Origin of the sequence: Streptomyces prunicolor, from assembly GCF_045162825.1 — a bacterium.
GTDB classification, from domain to species: Bacteria; Actinomycetota; Actinomycetes; order Streptomycetales; family Streptomycetaceae; genus Streptomyces; species Streptomyces prunicolor.
Genome location: NZ_CP108676.1, coordinates 7,080,364 through 7,100,168, shown reverse-complemented (window position 1 = coordinate 7,100,168; position 19,805 = coordinate 7,080,364). Strand labels below are relative to the sequence as shown.

21 protein-coding genes are annotated in these 19,805 nt (G+C 70.3%); 7 read left to right on the top strand and 14 right to left on the bottom strand.

The genetic code is table 11. From position 1 onward, the window contains the following. Positions 1-209 precede the first annotated feature (209 nt). On the top strand, positions 210-908 hold the full coding sequence (locus OG588_RS32810; RefSeq protein WP_329265624.1) for an O-methyltransferase: 699 nt from the start codon (positions 210-212) through the stop codon (positions 906-908). Between the two features lie 127 nt (positions 909-1,035). Here the strand turns inward: OG588_RS32810 and OG588_RS32805 are convergent, their stop codons facing one another. Further along, the gene (locus tag OG588_RS32805) at positions 1,036-1,203 is read right to left on the bottom strand and encodes a DUF3117 domain-containing protein (RefSeq protein WP_003966491.1); all 168 of its coding nucleotides are present in this window, start codon (positions 1,201-1,203) and stop codon (positions 1,036-1,038) included. A 375-nt stretch (positions 1,204-1,578) separates the two neighbouring features. Here OG588_RS32805 and OG588_RS32800 point away from each other — a divergent pair, with 375 nt between their 5' ends. Beyond that, positions 1,579-2,382 carry an enoyl-CoA hydratase/isomerase family protein gene (locus OG588_RS32800; RefSeq protein WP_405950413.1) on the top strand — a complete coding sequence of 268 codons (804 nt, stop codon included), beginning with the start codon at positions 1,579-1,581 and terminating at the stop codon, positions 2,380-2,382. Between the two features lie 7 nt (positions 2,383-2,389). On the opposite strand, the gene OG588_RS32795 is transcribed toward OG588_RS32800, so the two are convergent. Together OG588_RS32795 and OG588_RS32790 are read right to left on the bottom strand one after the other, a co-directional pair. Next, entirely contained in the window at positions 2,390-2,971 is a 582-nt protein-coding gene (locus OG588_RS32795) for a DNA-3-methyladenine glycosylase I (protein WP_405950412.1), read from the bottom strand. Beyond that, positions 2,968-3,330, bottom strand: a complete 363-nt coding sequence (locus OG588_RS32790) for a DivIVA domain-containing protein (RefSeq protein WP_405950411.1) — start codon at positions 3,328-3,330, stop codon at positions 2,968-2,970. Before OG588_RS32790 ends, OG588_RS32795 begins: the two co-directional genes overlap by 4 nt. 135 nt (positions 3,331-3,465) lie before the next feature. Between OG588_RS32790 and folP the strand changes: the two genes are divergently transcribed. Further along, positions 3,466-4,326 carry a dihydropteroate synthase gene (gene folP, locus OG588_RS32785; RefSeq protein ID WP_405950410.1) on the top strand — a complete coding sequence of 287 codons (861 nt, stop codon included), beginning with the start codon at positions 3,466-3,468 and terminating at the stop codon, positions 4,324-4,326. 108 nt (positions 4,327-4,434) lie between these two features. Here the strand turns inward: folP and OG588_RS32780 are convergent, their stop codons facing one another. Then, positions 4,435-5,193, bottom strand: a complete 759-nt coding sequence (locus OG588_RS32780; RefSeq protein ID WP_019058183.1) for a TIGR00730 family Rossman fold protein — start codon at positions 5,191-5,193, stop codon at positions 4,435-4,437. Positions 5,194-5,270: 77 nt separating this feature from the next. Then, complete coding sequence (dapE, locus tag OG588_RS32775; RefSeq protein ID WP_405950409.1) at positions 5,271-6,350, bottom strand: succinyl-diaminopimelate desuccinylase; 1,080 nt, start codon at positions 6,348-6,350, stop codon at positions 5,271-5,273. An 85-nt stretch (positions 6,351-6,435) separates the two neighbouring features. Here dapE and OG588_RS32770 point away from each other — a divergent pair, with 85 nt between their 5' ends. After that, a complete protein-coding gene (locus tag OG588_RS32770) occupies positions 6,436-7,422 on the top strand; it encodes a heavy metal transporter (RefSeq protein WP_405950408.1) in 987 nt (328 codons plus the stop codon). 297 nt (positions 7,423-7,719) lie between these two features. After that, the gene (locus tag OG588_RS32765; protein ID WP_262055831.1) at positions 7,720-8,172 is read left to right on the top strand and encodes an ATP-binding protein; all 453 of its coding nucleotides are present in this window, start codon (positions 7,720-7,722) and stop codon (positions 8,170-8,172) included. Positions 8,173-8,325: 153 nt separating this feature from the next. On the opposite strand, the gene OG588_RS32760 is transcribed toward OG588_RS32765, so the two are convergent. After that, entirely contained in the window at positions 8,326-9,420 is a 1,095-nt protein-coding gene (locus tag OG588_RS32760; protein WP_405950407.1) for a bifunctional succinyldiaminopimelate transaminase/glutamate-prephenate aminotransferase, read from the bottom strand. Between the two features lie 115 nt (positions 9,421-9,535). After that, the gene (gene fdxA, locus OG588_RS32755; RefSeq protein ID WP_019058397.1) at positions 9,536-9,856 is read right to left on the bottom strand and encodes a ferredoxin; all 321 of its coding nucleotides are present in this window, start codon (positions 9,854-9,856) and stop codon (positions 9,536-9,538) included. 140 nt (positions 9,857-9,996) lie between these two features. On the opposite strand from fdxA, the gene OG588_RS32750 reads away from it, so the two are divergent. Continuing rightward, positions 9,997-11,025, top strand: a complete 1,029-nt coding sequence (locus OG588_RS32750) for a GNAT family N-acetyltransferase (protein WP_405950406.1) — start codon at positions 9,997-9,999, stop codon at positions 11,023-11,025. Between the two features lie 23 nt (positions 11,026-11,048). Next, positions 11,049-11,900, top strand: a complete 852-nt coding sequence (locus OG588_RS32745; RefSeq protein WP_405953268.1) for a tetratricopeptide repeat protein — start codon at positions 11,049-11,051, stop codon at positions 11,898-11,900. A 132-nt stretch (positions 11,901-12,032) separates the two neighbouring features. Here the strand turns inward: OG588_RS32745 and OG588_RS32740 are convergent, their stop codons facing one another. The 7 genes from OG588_RS32740 to mshB all read right to left on the bottom strand — a co-directional run bounded on the left by OG588_RS32740 (position 12,033) and on the right by mshB (position 19,779). Beyond that, positions 12,033-12,647, bottom strand: a complete 615-nt coding sequence (locus tag OG588_RS32740; protein ID WP_019058400.1) for a response regulator transcription factor — start codon at positions 12,645-12,647, stop codon at positions 12,033-12,035. Next, positions 12,644-13,858: a sensor histidine kinase gene (locus OG588_RS32735; RefSeq protein ID WP_405950405.1), complete on the bottom strand. Its 1,215-nt coding sequence runs from the start codon at positions 13,856-13,858 to the stop codon at positions 12,644-12,646. Before OG588_RS32735 ends, OG588_RS32740 begins: the two co-directional genes overlap by 4 nt. Further along, complete coding sequence (locus OG588_RS32730; RefSeq protein WP_405950404.1) at positions 13,855-14,586, bottom strand: ABC transporter permease; 732 nt, start codon at positions 14,584-14,586, stop codon at positions 13,855-13,857. Before OG588_RS32730 ends, OG588_RS32735 begins: the two co-directional genes overlap by 4 nt. After that, the gene (locus OG588_RS32725; RefSeq protein ID WP_405950403.1) at positions 14,583-15,509 is read right to left on the bottom strand and encodes an ABC transporter ATP-binding protein; all 927 of its coding nucleotides are present in this window, start codon (positions 15,507-15,509) and stop codon (positions 14,583-14,585) included. Before OG588_RS32725 ends, OG588_RS32730 begins: the two co-directional genes overlap by 4 nt. Positions 15,510-15,664: 155 nt before the next feature. Then, a complete protein-coding gene (locus tag OG588_RS32720; protein WP_405950402.1) occupies positions 15,665-18,328 on the bottom strand; it encodes a hypothetical protein in 2,664 nt (887 codons plus the stop codon). 150 nt (positions 18,329-18,478) lie between these two features. Next, complete coding sequence (locus OG588_RS32715; protein ID WP_405950401.1) at positions 18,479-18,898, bottom strand: DUF6113 family protein; 420 nt, start codon at positions 18,896-18,898, stop codon at positions 18,479-18,481. Beyond that, positions 18,898-19,779 (bottom strand): N-acetyl-1-D-myo-inositol-2-amino-2-deoxy-alpha-D-glucopyranoside deacetylase, encoded by an 882-nt coding sequence (gene mshB / locus OG588_RS32710; RefSeq protein ID WP_405950400.1) that lies wholly within the window; start codon positions 19,777-19,779, stop codon positions 18,898-18,900. The genes OG588_RS32715 and mshB overlap by 1 nt, the downstream gene beginning before the upstream one ends. Positions 19,780-19,805: the final 26 nt, after the last annotated feature.

Here is a 19,805-nt window from a genome sequence, read left to right as displayed (position 1 = left end):
GCCACCTCGCCCGTTAGCTCCGGATAAGCGGTTTTACGAGAATTTGATACACGCTCATACCGACCTGGCGGTGGCGTGAGCCGACGCTCGTGACCCTGCCCGACGTCTTGCTCGACGTCGCGCTCGACAACCTGATCCATCGTCATCCCCCGCCCTTCCCTCCGGCCGCGTCCCCCAGTGCATTCCTCCCCCTCTAAACGCCCGGTCCCATCAGCAGGTTCCCGGCACCAACGGATACAGTCACGCCCAGGCAACCACGGGGACAGGAGAGGGTCATTACCGGCAACCGGCAGACGAGCTGGGCGTTCGCCGACGCCTATGTCGCCGAGGACGAAGCACTGCGCTGGGCCCGTGACCGGGCCCGCGAGGCAGGGCTGCGCTCGGTGTCGCCCGGCACGGGCGCCGCGCTGCGGATGCTCGCCGCCACCGTGGACGCGAAAGCGGTGGCCGAGATCGGAACCGGGACCGGCGTCTCCGGAATGCATCTTCTGTACGGCATGCGGCCGGACGGGGTACTGACCACTGTCGACCCGGAGCCGGACCACCAGCAGTTCGCCCGCCAGGCCTTCCGCGCCTGCGGCTTCGCCAGCAACCGGGCCCGCTTCATCCCGGGCCGCGCCCTGGACGTCCTGCCCCGGCTCGCGGACGCGGGCTACGACCTGGTGTTCTGCGACGGTGACCGGCTGGAGTTCCTGGACTATCTCGCTGAATCGTTGCGCCTGCTGCGTACGGGTGGCCTGGTGGTCTTCGAGGGCGTCTTCGCCAACGGCCGCACCGTCGACTCGAGCCCCCAGCCCACCGAAGTCCTCCGGCTGCGCGAACTGCTGCGCGCCGTGCGCGAGAGCCCGGAGCTGGTGCCGTCACTGCTCCCGGTGGGCGACGGCCTGCTCTGCGCCGTCAAGCGCTAGCCCCATCCCCATAGGCACCCAGCCCCCATAGGCACCGCTCCCCACAGGGAACTCCCAGGAAAGCAGCGACCCCGGCACCGTCTCGGGTGCCGGGGTCGCTGAAGGGGTATGGTCGCGTTCCGCCCCGTCAGCCGACGACCTTCTTGAGGGCGTCGCCCAGCGCGTCGGCCTCGTCAGGGGTCAGCTCGACGACGAGCCGCCCGCCGCCTTCGAGCGGAACGCGCATGACGATGCCCCGCCCCTCCTTGGTCACCTCGAGCGGGCCATCGCCCGTCCGCGGCTTCATGGCCGCCATGCTCGTTCCCCTTCCTGAAACCAGCTCATCGTCGCCGACGGCCCCATGGAGGGCACGCGCGGCCCCTAATGAGACACGCGTCACCGGCATCGAACACATTGCTTCCAGGCCATTATCCCGCATCTCAGGACCCGATGACCAACATCAGTCGGCATCGCTTGGGCAACGCGCGCGAGCAAAACCACTCAATTCGCCGATGTGACTGCGATACTTCGCCGCCGTGCGGACCTCGGCCGACCGAATCCGGAGCGGAATTCTTTGACGCAGGTCACACGTCCGGCCCGGCGCGTGGACGGTGATCTCCGCCATGCTGTCCTACGGACGTACGGCGTACCGACCGGTACGCCGGAGCCGCGACACCCGAGGGGATACGCCATGGCCGACACCGTGCTCTACGAGGTGAGCGACGGACTCGCGACGATCACGCTGAACCGCCCCGAGGCGATGAACGCGCTGAACATCGCGACCAAAGTCGCCCTCCGGGACGCGGTACGGACCGCGGCGGACGACGACGCCGTACGGGCCGTGCTGCTGACGGCGGCGGGCGAGCGGGCGTTCTGTGTGGGCCAGGACCTCAAGGAGCACATCACCCTGCTGGCGTCCGACCGGGAGGCCGGGACGGGGGCCACGATGACCACGGTGAAGGAGCACTACAACCCCATCGTGCGGGCGATCGCCGGCATGGCGAAGCCCGTGGTCGCCGGGGTCAACGGGGTCGCCGCGGGAGCCGGTTTCGGGCTCGCGCTGGCCGCGGACTACCGGATCGTGGCGGACACCGCCGGCTTCAACACGTCCTTCGCCGGTGTCGCCCTGACCGCGGACTCCGGAATCTCCTGGACGCTGCCGCGTGTCGTCGGACCGGGGCGGGCCTCCGACCTGTTGCTGTTCCCGCGCACGATCACCGCGCAGGACGCGTACGACCTGGGGATCGCCAACCGTCTCGTGCCCGTCGGTGAGCTGCACGCCGAGGCGGAGAAGGTCGCCCGGCAGCTGGCGGACGGGCCGACGGTGGCTTACGCGGCGCTGAAGGAGGCCGTGGCGTACGGCCTGACGCACACCCTTGAGGAGACGCTGGAGAAAGAAGACGAACTTCAGTCTCGGGCGGGCGCGTCGGAGGATCACGCGATCGCTGTGCAGGCCTTCGTCAACAAGGAGAAGCCGAAGTACTTGGGTCGGTAGGCGCCTACTAGGAGGCGTTTCTGGCGACGCATGTCTTCAGGTGGTCGTTCACCAACCCGCACGCCTGCATCAGTGCGTACGCCGTCGTCGGCCCTACGAACTTCAGGCCCCGCTTCTTCAGGGCCTTCGACAGGGCCGTCGACTCGGTCGTCACCGCCGGGACGTCCCCGAGGGTTTTCGGGGCCGGGCCCGGGGTCGGGGCGTGGGACCAGATGAAGTCGTCGAGTTCGCCCGGGGCCCAATCCGCCAGCACGCGCGCGTTGGCGATCGTGGCGTCGACCTTGAGGCGGTTGCGGATGATGCCCGCGTCGGCGAGGAGGCGTTCGCGGTCGGTGTCCGTGAAGGTGGCGACCTTGGAGATCTGGAAGCCGTCGAACGCGGCCCGGAAGCCCTCGCGGCGGCGCAGGATCGTGATCCAGGAGAGGCCGGACTGGAAGGCCTCCAGGGAGAGCCGCTCGTACAGGGCGTCGTCGCCGTGTACCGGGCGGCCCCACTCCTCGTCGTGGTACGCGACGTAGTCCTCCGTGGACAGTGCCCAGGGGCAGCGCAGGGCGCCGTCCGGACCGGCGACGGCCCCGCCCTCGCTCACTGCTGGTCGCCTTCGATCGGCTTCCGCATGGAGACGTTGGCGGTGGCCTGGGTCCCCGCCTGGGCGCCCGCCAGCGCGGACTCCAGGTCGGCGATCCGGGCGTCGCGCTCGGCGAGTTCGGCGGCGATGCGGCCCAGCGCGTCGTCCACCTCGGCCATGCGGTAGCCCCGCGCGGCGAGCGGGAAGCGGAGGGTCTCGATGTCGGCGTGGTTCACCGGCCGGTCCGGGGGCAGCGGGTCGTCGAGGCGCTCGGGCGCCACGTCGGGCAGCGGAGCGCTGTCGCCGCCGCCGATCACCGAGAGGGTCACGGCGCCGACCACGACGGCGAGCGCGACGACCAGGAACAAGAACATGAACATCTCTGAGGTCTCCACGGGCGTCGAGGTCGGACGTGCCGAAGCCGAATGTGTCAGGGTCCGATCGTGCCATGCGACGCTGACAGTTAGGGTCACAGGCGGCTGAAGACCGGTACGTACTAGGAGAGGTCACAGGGGATGCTCAGGCTGGGCAGGCGTGAATTCGACACGCACGAGCCGGTGATCATGGCGATCGTCAACCGGACCCCGGACTCCTTCTACGACCAGGGGGCCACGTTCCGCGACGAGCCCGCCCTCGCGCGCGTGGAGCAGGCGGTGGCCGAGGGCGCCGCCATCATCGACATCGGCGGAGTCAAGGCCGGGCCCGGCGAGGAAGTGACCGCCGAGGAAGAAGCGCGGCGCACCGTCGGCTTCGTGGCCGAGGTACGGCAGCGCTTCCCTGACGTCATCATCAGCGTCGACACCTGGCGGCACGAGGTCGGCGAGGCCGTCTGCGAGGTGGGCGCGGATCTCCTGAACGACGCGTGGGGCGGGGTCGATCCCCGGCTCGCGGAGGTCGCCGCGCGGTACGGCGTGGGGCTGGTGTGCACGCACGCGGGTGGCGCACAACCGCGGACCCGGCCGCACCGGGTGACCTACGACGACGTCATGGCCGACATCCTGCGCGTGACCCTGGGCCTTGCCGAACGGGCCGTAGAACTCGGCGTTCCCAGGGAGTCGGTGTTGATCGATCCCGGGCATGACTTCGGGAAGAACACGCGGCACAGCCTGGAGGCGACGCGGCGGCTCGGCGAGATGGTCGAGACGGGGTGGCCCGTGCTGGTGTCGCTGTCCAACAAGGACTTCGTGGGCGAGACGCTCGACAAGCCGGTCAAGGAGCGGGTGGTCGGGACGCTCGCGACCACCGCCGTGTCTGCGTGGCTGGGGGCGCAGGTGTATCGGGTGCACGAAGTCGCGGAGACGCGGCAGGTGTTGGACATGGTGGCGTCGATCGCTGGGCATCGGCCTCCGGCGGTGGGGAGGCGGGGGCTGGCGTAAGTTCTTTCGCCCCCGCCGCCCCTACCCGTCCCATCACTGGGGGCTGCGCCCCCAGACCCCCGCTTCGGCCTGGACGGCCTCGTCCTCAAACGCCGGAAGGGCTATTTACTACCGTCCCGCTTCCTTTGAGACCAGCGCTACCGCCTCGTCCACGTCGTCCGTCACGTGGAACAGCAGCAGGTCCTTCTCCGACGCCTTGCCCTGGGCGATGAGCGTGTTCTTCAGCCAGTCGACCAGGCCGCCCCAGTACTCGCTTCCGAAGAGGACGATCGGGAAGCGGGTGACCTTCTGGGTCTGTACGAGCGTGAGGGCCTCGAAGAGTTCGTCGAGGGTGCCGAGGCCGCCGGGCAGGACCACGAAGCCCTGGGCGTACTTGACGAACATCATCTTGCGGACGAAGAAGTAACGGAAGTTCAGCCCGATGTCGACGTACGCGTTGAGCCCTTGCTCGAAGGGCAGCTCGATGCCGAGGCCGACGGAGATGCCCTTGGCCTCCAGGGCGCCCTTGTTGGCCGCCTCCATGGCTCCGGGGCCGCCGCCGGTGATCACGGCCCACCCGGCCTCCACGAGGGCGTGTCCGAGCCGTACGCCCGCTTCGTACTCCGGTGAGTCCGGCTTGGTGCGGGCCGAGCCGAACACGCTGATCGCGGGCGGCAGTTCGGCCAGGGTGCCGAAGCCCTCGATGAACTCCGACTGGATCCGCAGGACGCGCCACGGGTCGGTGTGGACCCAGTCCGAGGGGCCGCCCGCGTCCAGGAGGCGCTGGTCGGTCGTGCTCGCGGTCACCTGATCGCGCCGCCGGAGGACCGGTCCCAGGCGCTGCTCCTCCGGTGGCTGCTGCTTGCCCTCGGGGTTGCCTGTAGCCATGTGCGCTCCCTCCACTTGCAGGTGTTTCGTACTTCAGCGTAGGTCTACGCGGGTTACGGAGGGGGGACATACGGATGTCAGGCGGTGAGCCAGTCCCGCAGTCGCCGCTCCGCCTCGGGGATCAGGGCCGCCTCGACGCGCTCGTCGACCTTGTGGGCGAGGAGTTGGGCGCCGGGTCCGTAGTTCACCGCGGGCACGCCGAGCGCGCTGAAGCGGGCCACGTCGGTCCAGCCGAACTTGGGGCGGGCCTCGCCGCCGACGGCCGCCATGAAGGCCGCGGCGGCCGGGTGGGTCAGGCCGGGGCGGGCCCCTCCGGTGTGGTCGTCGACGACGAACTCGTCGACCCCGCAGTCGGCGAAGTAGTCGCGTACGAAGGCCTCCGCCTCCTCCTCGCTACGGTCGGGCGCATAGCGGAAGTTGACAACAAGGGTGCACGCGTCGGGGATGACGTTGGTGGCCACGCCCCCCTCCACGCGTACCGCGTTGAGGCCCTCGTGGAACTGGAGGCCGTCCACTACGGGAGTACGGGGCTCGTACGCGGCGAGCTTGGCCAGCGCCCGCGAGGCCGCGTGGATCGCGTTGGAGCCCATCCACGCGCGCGCGGAGTGCGCCCGTTCACCCTTGAACTTCAGGAACACCCTGAGCGTGCCCTGGCAGCCGCCCTCGACCTGACCGTCCGTCGGCTCCAGGAGGACCGCGAAGTCGCCCTCCAGCCAGTCGGGATGGGCTTCGGAGACGTGCTTGAGGCCGTTGAGGTGGGCGGCGACCTCCTCGTTGTCGTAGAAGACGAACGTGAGGTCGCGGTTGGGGATCAACAACGTTGCCGCGATGCGGAGTTGGACCGCAACGCCGGACTTCATGTCGCAGGTGCCGCAGCCCCACAGGACGCCGTTCTCGTCGAGCCGCGAGGGGACGTTGTCGGCGATCGGGACCGTGTCGATGTGGCCCGCCAGGACGACGCGCTCCGTACGGCCGAGGTGCGTGCGCGCGACGACGTTGTTGCCGTACCGGTCGACCGTCAGGTGCGGCAGGGCGCGCAGCGCGGTCTCGATCGCGTCCGCGAGGGGCTTCTCACTGCCACTCTCCGAGGGGAAGTCGACGAGCTGCGCGGTGAGCCGTGCGGCGTCCAGCGTGAGGTCAAGTGCGGTGTCGGACATGGCGTCGACCCTAACCCGAAGGGTCTCTCCACCGTTTGTCCACACCCGGCGCAGCGGTAACAGGAGCCTCCGCTACCTTGTGGGGATGCTGCAGTCCCCCACCCCCAAGAAGCGTCGACGCGGCCGCCTCTTCAGGTTCTCCTCGGCCCTCGTGGTGCTGCTCGCGGTCGCGGGCTATCTGGTCGTCCAGTACGTCACCGGCGGCCGGGGCGGGCCCGGTTGCAAGGTGGTCTCCGGGAAGGACGACGGCCAGGAGTACGAGTTCTCCCAGGAGCAGACGATGAACGCGGCGACGATCGCCGCCGTCGGCACCGGGCGCGGGATGCCGGAGCGGGCCGTGACGATCGCGCTCGCGACCGCTCTCCAGGAGTCGCAGCTCGTCAACATCCAGCACGGCGACCTGGATTCGCTCGGCCTGTTCCAGCAGCGGCCCTCGCAGGGCTGGGGCACCAAGAAGGAGATCCTGGACCCCACATACGCGGCGGGCGTCTTCTACGAGCACCTGTCCAAGGTGGACGACTACCAGCAGCTCCCCCTCACCGTCGCCGCCCAGCGCGTGCAGCGCAGCGGCTACCCGGAGGCGTACGCCAAGCACGAACCCGAGGCCACACTGCTGTCCGCCGCCCTCACGGGTCAGGCGGCCGCCACGCTCACCTGTCAGGGCCTCCCCGACTCCACACAGACGGCCGTCGGCCCGGACGCCGTACGGGCCGCGCTGGTACGGGACTTCGGGCGTACGGTGCTGAAGGAGACCGGCGCGGAGGTGACCGCGAGCGGCTCGGCGTCGAAGGGCACGTCCAAGGCGAAGGCCGAGTCCACGCCCTCCCCCAGCGCGAGTGCGAGCGGCGGGAGCAGCACGGTGACCCTGCCGGTGCGGACCGGCAGCACGAGGACCGGCTGGCAGCTCGCGCACTGGGCGGTGGCCAACTCCTCGGAGCTGCACATCGAGCGCGTGTCCTACGCAGGCCGCGAATGGGCCGCCGGCAGCGCGGACGACCCGTGGCACTCGACCGCCACGAAGGCCTCCGGCGGGGTGCGGATAGTGACCTCGCAGCAGGGCGTGGAGAAGTAGCCGCGAGGTAGTGGCCGGGCAGTCGTACGGGTCGTCACCCGTAGGGGTTACGGGTGGTCGTTCCGGGTCCGGGTGCGCTCCGGTCGTCGGGCTGTCACCCTCACATGCGCCGGAACCCTTGATAACAAAGGGCTGTACGTATTTGACAGACTTTCAGACCAGGCGCTCTTTGTCCGTTTTTATCCGTAGCTGATTATGCGACGCATTGCCAACTCTTTACGTTGCCGCTCCGCAACCTTCGCGCGCTTCGAGCGGTAGTCACTGCGTCCGAGCCCGGAGATCAACACAAGGAGCATCATGTCCCTCCCCCTGACCCGCCGGATCGCCCGTGCCGCGCTGCTCGTCGCAGCGGGAGCGGCAGCCGGGGTCGGTGCGGCCGGCTCCGCCAGTGCGGCCCCCTCCCTGCCGGCCACCCCGAACCTGGGCGCGCTGACCGCCCTGGACGGGGCGAGCGTCGGCAACACGGTCGACGGCGCGAGCCAGAACGTCACGGGGGTCGCCGGCAAGTCCGGTGGCCAGACGCTGGAGAAGGCGGTGCCGGCCGCCGGGAAGACCGGCGGGAAGGTTGCCAAGACGGTGGCGCCGGCTGCGCAGCACGTTGCCGGGGACACGGCTGGGCAGGCGGGTGGCCTGCTCGGCGAGACGGCGAAGACGGCGACTGCGGGTGGCGGGTTGCCGACGGACGCGGTGACCAAGGGTGGGTTGCCCACGGCTCAGGAGCTGCCGTTGAAGGGGCTTCCGCTCGGCTAGTTCGGCCGCGTTTTAGTGTGCCTGCGTTGAAGGGGTCCAGGGATTTTCCCTGGACCCCTTTTTCGGTTGTTCGTCGAGTGCCAGCCGGTGGGGGCTTGTCGCGCCCACGCGGCGGAGCCGCAAATCGATACAGCCCCGCGCCCCTGGGGCAATTCAGCTCAGCCTGTTTACAGCTGCCCTTACTCGTTCGTCCGTAGCTGTCAGGGCCACTCGTACGAAGGTCTCGCCCGCCACTCCGTAGAAGTCACCCGGAGCCACGAGGATGCCCAGGTCGGCCAGGTGGGCGACCGTCTTCCAGCAGGACTCGTCCCTCGTTGCCCACAAGTACAGGCTCGCCTCGCTGTGTTCGATGCGGAAGCCGTGGGCCAGGAGGGCCTCGCGCAACGCCGTGCGGCGGGCCATGTACCGCTCTCGCTGCTCCTGGACGTGGGTGTCATCCCCTAGGGCCGCCACCACCGCCGCCTGAGTCGGCGCCGACGTCATCATGCCGCCGTGCTTGCGGATCTCCAGGAGCGGGGCCAGGACCGCCGGGTCGCCGGCGAGGAAGGCGGCGCGGTAACCGGCGAGGTTCGAGCGCTTGGAGAGGGAGTGGACGGCGACGATCCCGTCGTAGGAACCGCCGTTGACGTCCGGGTGGAGGACCGAGACCGGGTCGGCCTCCCAGCCGAGTTCGAGGTAGCACTCGTCGGAGAAGATCAGGATGCCGTGCTCGCGCGCCCACGCGACGATCCGGGTCAGCTCGTCCTTCGACAGGACCTTGCCGGTCGGGTTCGACGGGGAGTTGAGCCAGAGGAGCTTCAGGCCCTCGGGGTTCAGCTGTGTCGGGTCGTCGTAGGTCTCGTACTCGGCTCGGGCCAGGCGGGCGCCCACCTCGTACGTCGGGTACGCCAGGCGCGGGTACGCCACGCGGTCGCCGGGGCCCAGGCCCAGCTGGGTCGGGAGCCAGGCGACCAGTTCCTTGGAGCCGACGATGGGCAGGACGTGGCGGTGGGTCACGTCGCGGGCGCCCAGGCGGTGCTCCACCCAGCCGGTGATCGCGTCGCGCAGTGCCGGTGTGCCCCAGACCGTCGGATAGCCGGGCGAGTCGGCCGCGGCGATCAGCGCTTTCTGGATCAGCTCGGGAACCGGGTCCACCGGGGTGCCGACGGACAGGTCGACGATGCCGTCCGGGTGCGCCGCGGCCGTCTTCTTGTACGGCTCCAGCTTGTCCCAGGGGAAGGTGGGCAGGCGGTCGGTTACTGCGGACACGATGACTGACTCACTTTCTGGACCGTCGTACGGCAAACGCCTCGGCCCCGTAGGGCGCTGATCGGGCGTGATCAGGCCGTACGGGACCGAGGCGGCGCGTCTGTGCGGGCCGCTCTTACTGGTTCTGCGGCGGGAGCGCGGCGACGAAGGGGTGGTCGCGCTCGATCAGGCCCAGCTTGCTGGCGCCGCCGGGAGAGCCGAGCTCGTCGAAGAACTCGACGTTCGCCTTGTAGTAGTCCTTCCACTCCTCGGGAGTGTCGTCCTCGTAGAAGATCGCCTCGACCGGGCACACCGGCTCACAGGCTCCGCAGTCGACGCATTCGTCCGGGTGGATGTACAAGGACCGGGAGCCCTCGTAAATGCAGTCGACCGGGCACTCCTCGATGCACGCCTTGTCCTTGACGTCGACACAAGGCTGCGCGATGACGTAGGTCACGCTGTCGTTCCTCCTCGATAGGGCGCTGGCGGGCCTCCGTAGGCTCCGCCGCCAGGCGCGCTGGAGCGCGGCGTCGTCCATGCCCGCACCTAGTATCTCCGTTCCGGGGCGTGATCCATACAGGAGGGGTGAACTGACCTGTGGAAATCTCTGCGGCTGGACGTCTTGAGGTCCGGATCACCGCTGCTGACGTGGGTAAACGGGTGTCTGTCAGGCGCCTGGCAGGTACGGAAGACACGACGGAGAAGTTCACCGACACGGTGGGTGTTCTCACATCATGGGACAGCGGTGTGCTGACGATCACACGGAAGAGCGGCGAGTCCGTCCGCATTCCGGAAACCTCGCTGGTCGCGGGCAGGGTCGTCCCGCCCGCTCCGGCCCGCCGACGGGGACCGTCCACCACCTACCAGGAGCTGGCCCACGTCTCCGCGCGCGCCTGGCGGCCGGTGGAGAGCGAGCGGCTCGGCGAGTGGGAACTGCGCGCCGCCGCCGGATACACCCGCCGCGCCAACTCCGTCCTCCCGCTCGGCGATCCCGGCCTGCCCCTCGACGAGGCCCTGACTGTCGTACGACGGTGGTACGACGACCGGGGCCTGCCCGCGTACGTCCAGACCGCGACCGGCGGCGAGGGCACGCAGGAACTGCTCTGCGCCGAGCTCGAACAGCGCGGCTGGACCCGTGAGGTCACCGCCGAGCTGTGGGTCGGCGCCCTGGCCCCTGTCGCCGACCGCGCCGACGCGTCCGGGGTCGTGCTGTCCCGGACGGCCGACGAGGCGTGGCTGGCCCGCTATCAGCGCAAGGGGGTGAGCGAGGTGGCCCTGAAGGTGCTGGGGAGCGGGCCCTCGGTGTGGTTCGCGACCGTGCCCGGCGAGGGTGGTGAGGGTGGCCATGGTGCGGACTCGGCTCCTGCCGCTATCGGGCGGTGTGTCGTCGACGGGCGGTGGGCCGGGTTCGGCGCGGTCGAGGTCGATCCCGCGCTACGGCGACGGGGGCTCGCCTCGGTCGTCATGGCCGCGTTGGCCTCGCGGGCGTTGGAAGAGGGGGCGTCGGCCGCGTGGTTGCAGGTCGAGGCGGAGAACGTGGGGGCGCGGGCGTTGTACTCGGGGATGGGGTTCTCCGCGCATCACGCCTATCACCACTACCGCGACCGTCGCGACGGTTCGTCATGAGCGGGTTCGGGTTCGAGTTCGCCATGCCCGCGCCGCGGCCTCCGGCGGCCGAACGGGCCGCTGCGGTACGGCAGTTGTTCGCCGAGGAGGCTCGGGCCGAGCGGCCCGATCTTGCGACGTTGTGTCTGCTGGTGGGGGCCTCGGCGGACGGGGCGTTGGACGACGCCGGGATCGACTCGGTCCAGATGGAACTGGATCGGCTGGCCGGGCAGGTGCCGTATCGCCCCGGCGGGCCCGCGGCCTGGGCGAGCGCGTTGCGTCAACTCCTGGGCGAGCGGTTCGAGTTCCGGGGCTCGTCCGGTGACTATCAGCGGTTGGAGTCCTCGCTGCTGCACGAAGTGCTTCGGCGGCGGCGGGGGTTGCCGATTCTGTTGTCCGTGGTGTGGATGGAGGTGGCTCGGCGGGCGGGGGCGCCGGTGTACGGGGTCGCGTTGCCGGGGCATTTCGTGGTCGGGTTCGGGGCGGGTGAGGAGCAGGTGCTCGCCGATCCCTTTGATGGGGGGCGGGTGTTGTCCGGGGGTGATGCGGAGGTGTTGGTTGCGGGGGCGACGGGGGCTTCGCTGGAGCCCGGGATGCTGGTGCCTGCGGCGCCTTTGGAGGTTGTTTCTCGCGTCCTGAACAACATTCGGGCGTGGGCTGCGGCTCGGCCAGAGCGGTCCGATGTTGCCCTGTGGGCTGTTGAGTTGGCGTTGGTGTTGCCGTCTCATGCGGCTCGGTTGCGGTATGAGCGGGCTCAACTGCTCGTGCAGCGGGGGGATTTCCTCACCGGGGCGGCTGAACTGGATGCTTATGCCGAGGTGGTGGCGGTTGTGGATGAGCCTGCTGCTGATCGGGTGCGGGGGCAGGCTCATTCGGCTCGGGCAATGTTGAACTGACTTGCGCCTATTCGCCGTTGGGGCTTTGGCCGTCTTGCGTCAGAAGGCGCGTTGGGGCTGGTCGCGCCCACGCGGCGGAGCCGCAAATAGATACAGCCCCGCGCCCCTAGGGGGTTGCCCTTGGCCTGGGTTTTATAGCCAGCCCTTTTCCCTTGCGATGCGTACCGCCTCCGCCCTGTTCCTCACCGCCAGTTTCTGGATCGCTGTCGACAAGTAGTTGCGGACCGTGCCCTGCGACAGATGAAGGGCCTTCGCCAACTCCGCGTTCGTCGAACCGTCCGCCGCCGCCCGCAACACCTCGCGCTCGCGGTCGGTCAACGGGTTGGCGCCCTCCGCCAGAGCCGCCGCCGCCAAGGTCGGGTCGATGACCCGTTCCCCGGCGAGTACCTTCCGTACCGCTTCCGCCAGTTGGGCCGCCGGGGCGTCCTTCACCAGGAAGGCGTCGGCGCCCGCCTCCATCGCGCTGCGGAGGTAGCCGGGGCGGCCGAAGGTCGTGAGGACGACCAGCTTCACCTCGGGGAGTGCCTTGTGGAGCTGGGCCGCCGCCTCGATGCCCGTGCAGCCCGGCATCTCGATGTCGAGGAGGGCCACGTCCACGGCGTGCTGCCGTACCGCCGCCAACACCTCGTCGCCGCGCGCGACTTGGGCGACGACCTCGATGTCGTCCTCCAGGCCGAGCAGCGCGGCCAGTGCCTCGCGGACCATCGACTGGTCCTCGGCGAGGAGGACCTTGATCGTACGGCTCATGCCGGCGATCCTACGTCCGTCACGGCGGCCGGAGCTTCCGCGGGTACCCGTGCCACCAGCCGGAAGCCGTGTTTGAGGCGGGCCGCCTCCAGGGAGCCGCCGGCCTTCGCGAGGCGCTCGCCGAGGCCCGTCAGACCGTTGCCGGGGCCCTTGCCCGAGCCGCCGGTGCCGTTGTCCTCCACGGAGAGTTCGAGCATCGGGCCGTCCAGAGTCTGGCGCCGGACCAGTTCGACCACGCAGCGCTGGGCGCCGCTGTGCCGTACGACATTTGTGATCGCCTCGCGCAGGGCCCAGGCCAGGGCCGACTCGCTCTCCTTGGATACGGCGGTCAGGTCCGGGTCGGTGGGGAGGTCGGCCGTGACTCCCGCCGCCGTCAACGCGACTTGCGCGCCCGCCAGTTCGCCGGCCAGGCGGGGGCGGCGGTAGCCGGTGACCGCCTCGCGGACGTCCACCAGGGCCTGGCGGCTGACCTGTTCGATGTCGGCGACCTGCTGGGCCGCCTTGCCGGGGTGGTCGGGGAGCATCCGGCCGGCCAGTTCGCTCTTCAGGGTGATCAGGGACAGGGAGTGGCCGAGGAGGTCGTGCAGGTCTCGGGCCAGGCGCAATCGCTCCTCGTTCGCGGCCAGTTGGGCGACCGTCGCTCGCGCCTTGCGCAACTCGACCGTCGTGCGCACCAGTTGCCGTACGCCTGTCATCGAGTAGCCCACCAACAGCACGATCAGGAACAGGCCCCACGCGTCGTCGAGGTCGTCGACGAACCAGCCCGCCAGCATCATCGCGGCGGTGGTCAGTGGGATGGTCCAGTACGCGGCGCGCAGCGGGAGGGTCACCCCGCAGGTGACGGAGACGTAGACGAAGAGGCCGAGCCAGGCGTGGCCGAGGGAGAGGGTCAGGACGACGGCCAGTATCCACAGGACGGCGACCAGGGCGCCGATGAGCCGGCCGGAGTAGGGGCGGCCCATGGTGCGGAAGACGACTGCCAGGTAGGTCCCGGTGAAGGTCAGCAGGCCCGCCCAGCCGGCCGTGGTGGCCGGGGTGGTGTGGTGGTCGGCCAGCAGGTCCTGCATGGGTGCGCCGAGGAAGACCAGCCAGGGCAGGATCCAGACCAGCTTGCGCAGCACCTCGCCCCGGTTGCGGGGCGGCTGGCCGATCCGGATCAGCCGCTCCACCCTGGCCTTCTCCGGCAGCGGGTCCTCGGTCATCGCGCTCACGCCTTCAGCGTGTCCTTCCGGTACAGCCACGCCGCCCCGCCCGCGAACAGGGCGAAGTAGACGACGAGGAGGGTGACGTCCTTGGCGTGCGGCGACCGGCTCTGCTCGATCGCCTGGCCGAGGGCAGCGTACGCGTGCGTGGGCAGCCACTTCGCGATGTCCTGCAACCAGGTCGGGAAGGTCGTGGACGGGAACCAGAGGCCGCCGAGGATCGACAGGCCGAAGTAGACGATCATCGTGATCGGGCGGACCGCGTCCCCGGAGGCGAGGTAGCCGATGGCGACGCCGAGCGCCGCGAAGACCAGGCTGCCCGCCCAGATCGCGCCGGTCAGCGCGAGCCACTGCCAGGCGTCCAGCCGTACGTCCTTCACCAGCGCGGCGACGATGAACACGACCACGATGGACGGCAGGCTGACGACGGCGGCGCTGGCGGTCTTGGCGAGGACGTAACCGCGCCCGGGCAGCGGGGTCAGCCGCAGCTGCCGTACCCAGCCGTTCTCGCGCTCCTTGGCGATGCGCTCGCTGTTGCCCATCAGGACGGCGGTCAGGGCGCCGAAGGAGGCCATGGAGACCATGACGTACTTCGCGATGCTCAGGCCGGTGCCGTCGACGGTGCCGGTCTGGTTGGAGACGAGCAGGAAGATCACCGAGGGGTAGATCACCGAGAAGAACAGGAACTTGCGGTTGCGCAGGGCGCGGGTGAGTTCCAGCTTGATCAGGCTGTTCATGACTGCTTGGCCTCCTCGGCCTCCGTGATGGCGACGAACGCCTGCTCCAGACCGAGCCCGGCGACTTCGAGGTTGCGGGGGTAGACGCCGAGGGCGTAGAGCGCGTGGACGGTCGCGTCGGCGTCGGTGGACTGGATGCGGATCGTGTGGCCCGAGATGTCGACCGAGGTCAGGAAGGGGAGGGACCGGATCGGTGCCTCGTCGATCTCGCCGTCCAGGTCGAAGGCGATCCGGCGGGCGCCGGCCTTCGCCTTGATCTCGGCCGAGGTGCCGTCCGCGAGCAGGCGGCCGCGGTGCAGGACCAGCACACGGTCCGCGATCGCGTCGGCCTCTTCGAGGTAGTGGGTGGCGAAGAGGACCGTACGGCCCTGGTCGGCCTGTTCGCGCATGGTGGCCCAGAAGGCCTGCCGGGCGGAGACGTCCATGCCGGTGGTCGGTTCGTCGAGGACGATCAGGTCGCTGTCGCCCGCGGTCGCGAGGGCGAAGCGGACGCGCTGGGCCTGGCCGCCGGAGAGCTTGTTGACCTTGCGGTCGGCGATCTGCACGATGCCCGCGCGGGCAATCACGTCCGCGACCTTGTACGGCTTGGGGTGCAAGTCGCAGGCCAGCTTGACCAGTTCACCGACGGTGACCTCGTCCATCAGCCCGCCGCTCTGCAACATCGCGCCCACCCGCCCGGCGACGATGGCCTCACGCGGGCTGGTGCCGAAGACCTCGACCTTGCCGGTGTCGGCCTGCTTGAGGCCGAGCAGCAGGTCAAGGGTGGTCGACTTGCCGGCCCCGTTCGGACCCAGCAGGGCCACCGTCTCCCCCGGGTGCAGCACGAGCGACAGCCCGTCGACGGCCCGGACACTGCCGTAACTCTTGGTCACCTGCTCGAACCCGACCACCGCTGTGGTCGCGGTCCCCGCTGTTGTCGTCATGCCACCCATCGTGGCCGCCGGGGGCCGGTGCCCGGCAGTGTCGGCGGTCCGGTGTCGCGCATGACAGATGTCATACGACGAGAGGGCCACCGGGTGTCATACGACGAGAGGGCCACCCGGCGCGGTGCCGGGTGGCCCTCTCGTGCGGTCGTGCGCTAGCTCGGGTCGGTGTCGATGACCGCGACCCGGTCGCTCGTGCTCGTCAGGGCCTCGCGCAGCGCGAGGTAGACGTCCTGTGGTGTGACGGCGGTCTTCTTGCCGTTGGCCCGGGTGATCAGCACGCCGTCGAAGGTCTGGCCGTACAGCTCCTTCAGGGCGTTCAGGTCGGGCTTGTCGACCAGCTTGCCGTTGACGGCCGTCACCTTGAGGAACTTCCACAGCGAGTTCTGCGGGCTCAGGGGGACCGCGTGCGCCGCGTCGGTCTGGACGGTGACCTTCGCGGACATGGCCGGCTTGGCGAAGGCCTTCATCTCGCGGTCGACCTCGGCGTTCGTGACCGTCGGCTGCCTGGTGGTCGTCGGGACGGTCACCGTGCCGGCCGTCCCGGTCTCGACCTCGCTGCGGTACGCGTCCTCCACGGCCGTGACGGAACCGGCCGCGTCGATCGCCTTGCCCGCCTTGCCGTAGACGGCGACCGCCTTGCCGGACGTGAACTGGATCGTGCCCTCGGTGACCGAGCCGGAGCCGGAGCCGCCGCCGAGGTCGGCGAGGGCGGCCTGGAGCTTCTCCTCGTCGGTCGGCATCTCGGGCTGGACGACCCGGTGCTGGCCGAAGAGCGAGCCGATCACGGAGACCGGGTTGTAGTCGCTGGTGGCGGCCTTGCTGACGGTGGTCGCGAAGTCGAACTGCAGCCCCGCCTGGTCCGGCTTGAGCGAGACCGTCTTACCGCCGACCGACAGCTTCAGCGGCTTGTTCACCCGGTCGCCGAACGCGTCGTCGAGCTTCTTGACGGCGTCGTCACGGGTGCCGCCGCCGATGTCGACGCCGAGCACGGTGGTGCCCTTGGGCACGTCGGTGTGGTTCATCAGCAGACCGGCGCAGTAGGCGCCGCCTCCGATGACGACCACGCCGACGACGAGCAGGACCAGCTTGCTGCGGCCCTTCTTCTTTTTCTTCGCGCCCTTGCCCGCGTTCCTGCCCGCGTTCTTGGCGGCGGGCGCGCTCTGCGAAGAGCCGGGCTCGGGCAGCTTCGGGGGCGTGTGCGGGAGCGGTCCGTCGGGGTGGGTACCGGTGCCGAACGGCGCGTTCCCGGCGCCGGGGACGACCGGCATGCCGCTGGTGACGGTGTGGCCGGAGACCTGGTCGGCGGGGGCGCCGTAGCCGGGGCCGCCGGGGGCGGGCTTCTGCGGGGTGAGGATCGCGGTGTCGTCGCTGAGACCGCCACCGGGGATCATGCCGCCGGGGCCGCCGGGGAGACTCGCGCCGCCGGGGCCCATTCCGGGGCCACCGGGACCGCCGGGTCCCATTCCTGGACCGCCAGGGCCCATGCCGGGACCGCCCCCCGGACCACCAGGGCCCGCGCCGGGACCAGCAGGGCCCCTGCCAGGAGCTCCGTGCCGGCCGGAAGTCGCGCCCGGACCACCGGGGCCACCAGGACCACCCGGTCCGGCGAATCCACCGGGACTGCCGGGACCACCGGGACCGCCGGCGCCGTTCGTGCCGCCAGGTCCAGGCCCGTCGGCGTAGCCGCTCAGCACGCTGGGCGTGCCCGGGGCTCCGCCGCCGCCCATGGGGCCGGGCGGGAGCATCAGGCCGTTGCCGGTGACCGGACCGCCGGTCGGGCCCGCGGGACCCTCGGGACCGCCCTGACCGCCGCGCCCGTTCGGGCCGTTGAAACCGTTGGGTCCACCGGGACCGCCGGGTCCACCGGGGCCCATGCCCTGGCCGTTCGGCCCGGGGAACTGTTCGGCTCGCCCGCCAGGGCCGTTGCCCCCGGGGAACCCGCCCAGCTCGCCCTGACCGTTGGGCTCGGGATAGCCACCCTGACCGCCTTGGCCGCCCTGGCCGTTGGGCCCGGGGTAACCGCCCTGCTGCCCGTTGTCCGAGAAGTACGGCAGGTCGTCGCGGCGCGGTTCGCCGGGGCCGCCGTTGGGGCCACCGCCAGTGGGGCGCGGCCCGTTACCGGCGGCCAGCGCTTCCGTCACGTCGAAGGAACCCGTGCCGCCACCGTGCCCGGGGGCGACCGGTCCGGCACCGGTGGCGCCGCCGATTCCGGCGCCGTTCGTACCGCCGTTCGTTCCGCCGCCCGCGCCGGGCTGACGGGTGGCGCCGGTGACGCTCATGCCGCCGACCACGCCACCGGGACGAGCACCGGTCGGCCGATTGCCACCGGGCGCACCGACAGCGGGCGCACTCGGGGTGCCCGCGGCCGAACCACCGGGAATTCCCGCGCCGTTGGTGCCGCCACCGCCCTGACCGCCCTTCGCGGGGCCGGACTTGCGGGGTGCGAACCAGTCGCTGGTCTTCTCCTCGGCGCCGGGCAGGGCGAGTTCGGTGGACGGCTCGACGACGCCGCCCGTGGGCAGCGCGGAACTCGGCAGCTGCACCTCGGCGGTCGTGGATCCGTCGCCGGACCCGGTGTCCGCGACGGGCGTGCGCACGACGACAGGCGGAATGGGCCGCGAACCGGGGATGTTGATCCGGATCCGGGTCGTCAGCGTCGTCTCGGTCTTGCGTTCGTCCGGCTGCGCGGCCGAACGCCCCGCATCCGTACGGTCGTCGGAAGCCGCAGGCGTCCCGTACGGCGGGGTCCCCGAGGGGTAAGCGGCTCCGCCGCGCCCGTCGGGCCCGGAGGACGGAGTGTCAGTTTCACGACTCAAGGCAGGTTCTCCCGGTTGGCTCCGCCGCCCGACACCCACGGGCGACTCGGCGGCGCGCACCACCATACTGGCCACTTCTTGGCGGTATCCCACGGCCGCTGGGGAAACCCACACCGGACTCGCACGCGCGCGTCACCGCGAAGTGGTACGTCACTTGCCAAGTCGGACGTCAGGGCTGCTTGGTTGCCGCCCCAAACCCAACGTGGCACAGATCACAGCTACAGCCATCCCGCCGAGCAGGAACAGATACGAACCGACACCCGCACCGAAGAGGAAGTCCCCTTCCGGACGGCTGGCGGTGAGCAGGACGACGGCCACCATCCAGCCCGCGGCGGGCGCCACCGCCCCACCTCTCCCGTCGGTCGCTCTCGCCCCGCCGACGAACGTTCCGGCCGCTCCCACGAGCGCGAGCAGCAGCCCGCCGGGGAACCACGCGGCCTGCACCAGCGCCCCCGCCGCCCCGACGACCGCGCCGAGCACGAAGAGTGCAAGGTAGGCCAACACCCGTAGCCCGGACGGCCGTTGCAGCGGCTGGGCAAGCAGACTCCCGCCGCCCTGGTTGGCACTCATCACAGACCCAGCCCTTCGAAGAGATCGGACTCAGTCGCCCCGCCACGCCCGCTGTTCACAGAGGATTGCACCAAAGATTGCACCAACTCGTAGTACTCGGTGGTGAAGAGGGGTTGCGCGAGCTCGTTCGACAGCGCGAAGTACGGCTGTTCCGGGGCCACTTCGAGCTGCGTGGCATGCGCGCGCATCGCCCCGATCTTCGCGTCGGCGTACGAGGTGCCGTCGATCACACTGGTGATCCGCGCGTCGTCCACGACACCCGGCACGTCACCCACGGCGGCCACCTCGGCGAAGGGCAGCTCCGGCAGCGCGTCACGCAGCCGCGCGAACCCTTCCTCTACGACGGTCCGCGGGACGCGATTCCAATAGACCTTGGCGATCGACTCCCCTGCCGCGGCGGCGAGTTCAGCCGCCCGCATGGCCACGCGGTGGGCCTGGATGTGATCGGGGTGGCCGTACCCGCCGTCGGGGTCGTACGTGACAAGAACCTGCGGACGCACCTCCCGAATGACCTCGACAAGATGTCCCGCGGCCTCATCGAGATCGGCCCGCCAGAAGCAGTCAGGGTCGTCGTTGTCCGAGGTACCCATCATCCCGGAGTCCCGATACCGCCCGGGCCCGCCCAGCAGGCGGTGATCGGTGACCCCGAGCGCCTTCATGGCGGCGGCGAGTTCCCGCTCCCGCTCCTCGGCCAGTCCGGCGCCCGACAGATGCCGCAGCGCGGGCGGGATGACCTCGCCACGCTCTCCGAGGGTGCACGTGATCAGTGTCACGTGCGCACCCTCGACCGCGTACTTGGCCATCGTCGCGCCGTTGTTGATCGACTCGTCGTCCGGATGCGCGTGCACCAGCAGCAGACGGCGGGCGGGCAGTTCGGTCATACCCCCACCCTACGAGGCCCTCACCC

Coding starts and splice junctions, on each gene's coding strand:
- OG588_RS32805 (WP_003966491.1), bottom strand. CDS start 1,203: ATGGCGGCCATGAAGCCGCGGACGGGCGATGGCCCGCTCGAGGTGACC.
- OG588_RS32800 (WP_405950413.1), top strand. CDS start 1,579: ATGGCCGACACCGTGCTCTACGAGGTGAGCGACGGACTCGCGACGATC.
- OG588_RS32790 (WP_405950411.1), bottom strand. CDS start 3,330: ATGTTCATGTTCTTGTTCCTGGTCGTCGCGCTCGCCGTCGTGGTCGGC.
- folP (WP_405950410.1), top strand. CDS start 3,466: ATGCTCAGGCTGGGCAGGCGTGAATTCGACACGCACGAGCCGGTGATC.
- OG588_RS32780 (WP_019058183.1), bottom strand. CDS start 5,193: ATGGCTACAGGCAACCCCGAGGGCAAGCAGCAGCCACCGGAGGAGCAG.
- dapE (WP_405950409.1), bottom strand. CDS start 6,350: ATGTCCGACACCGCACTTGACCTCACGCTGGACGCCGCACGGCTCACC.
- OG588_RS32770 (WP_405950408.1), top strand. CDS start 6,436: ATGCTGCAGTCCCCCACCCCCAAGAAGCGTCGACGCGGCCGCCTCTTC.
- OG588_RS32765 (WP_262055831.1), top strand. CDS start 7,720: ATGTCCCTCCCCCTGACCCGCCGGATCGCCCGTGCCGCGCTGCTCGTC.
- OG588_RS32745 (WP_405953268.1), top strand. CDS start 11,049: ATGCCCGCGCCGCGGCCTCCGGCGGCCGAACGGGCCGCTGCGGTACGG.
- OG588_RS32740 (WP_019058400.1), bottom strand. CDS start 12,647: ATGAGCCGTACGATCAAGGTCCTCCTCGCCGAGGACCAGTCGATGGTC.
- OG588_RS32730 (WP_405950404.1), bottom strand. CDS start 14,586: ATGAACAGCCTGATCAAGCTGGAACTCACCCGCGCCCTGCGCAACCGC.
- OG588_RS32725 (WP_405950403.1), bottom strand. CDS start 15,509: ATGACGACAACAGCGGGGACCGCGACCACAGCGGTGGTCGGGTTCGAG.
- OG588_RS32715 (WP_405950401.1), bottom strand. CDS start 18,898: ATGAGTGCCAACCAGGGCGGCGGGAGTCTGCTTGCCCAGCCGCTGCAA.
- mshB (WP_405950400.1), bottom strand. CDS start 19,779: ATGACCGAACTGCCCGCCCGCCGTCTGCTGCTGGTGCACGCGCATCCG.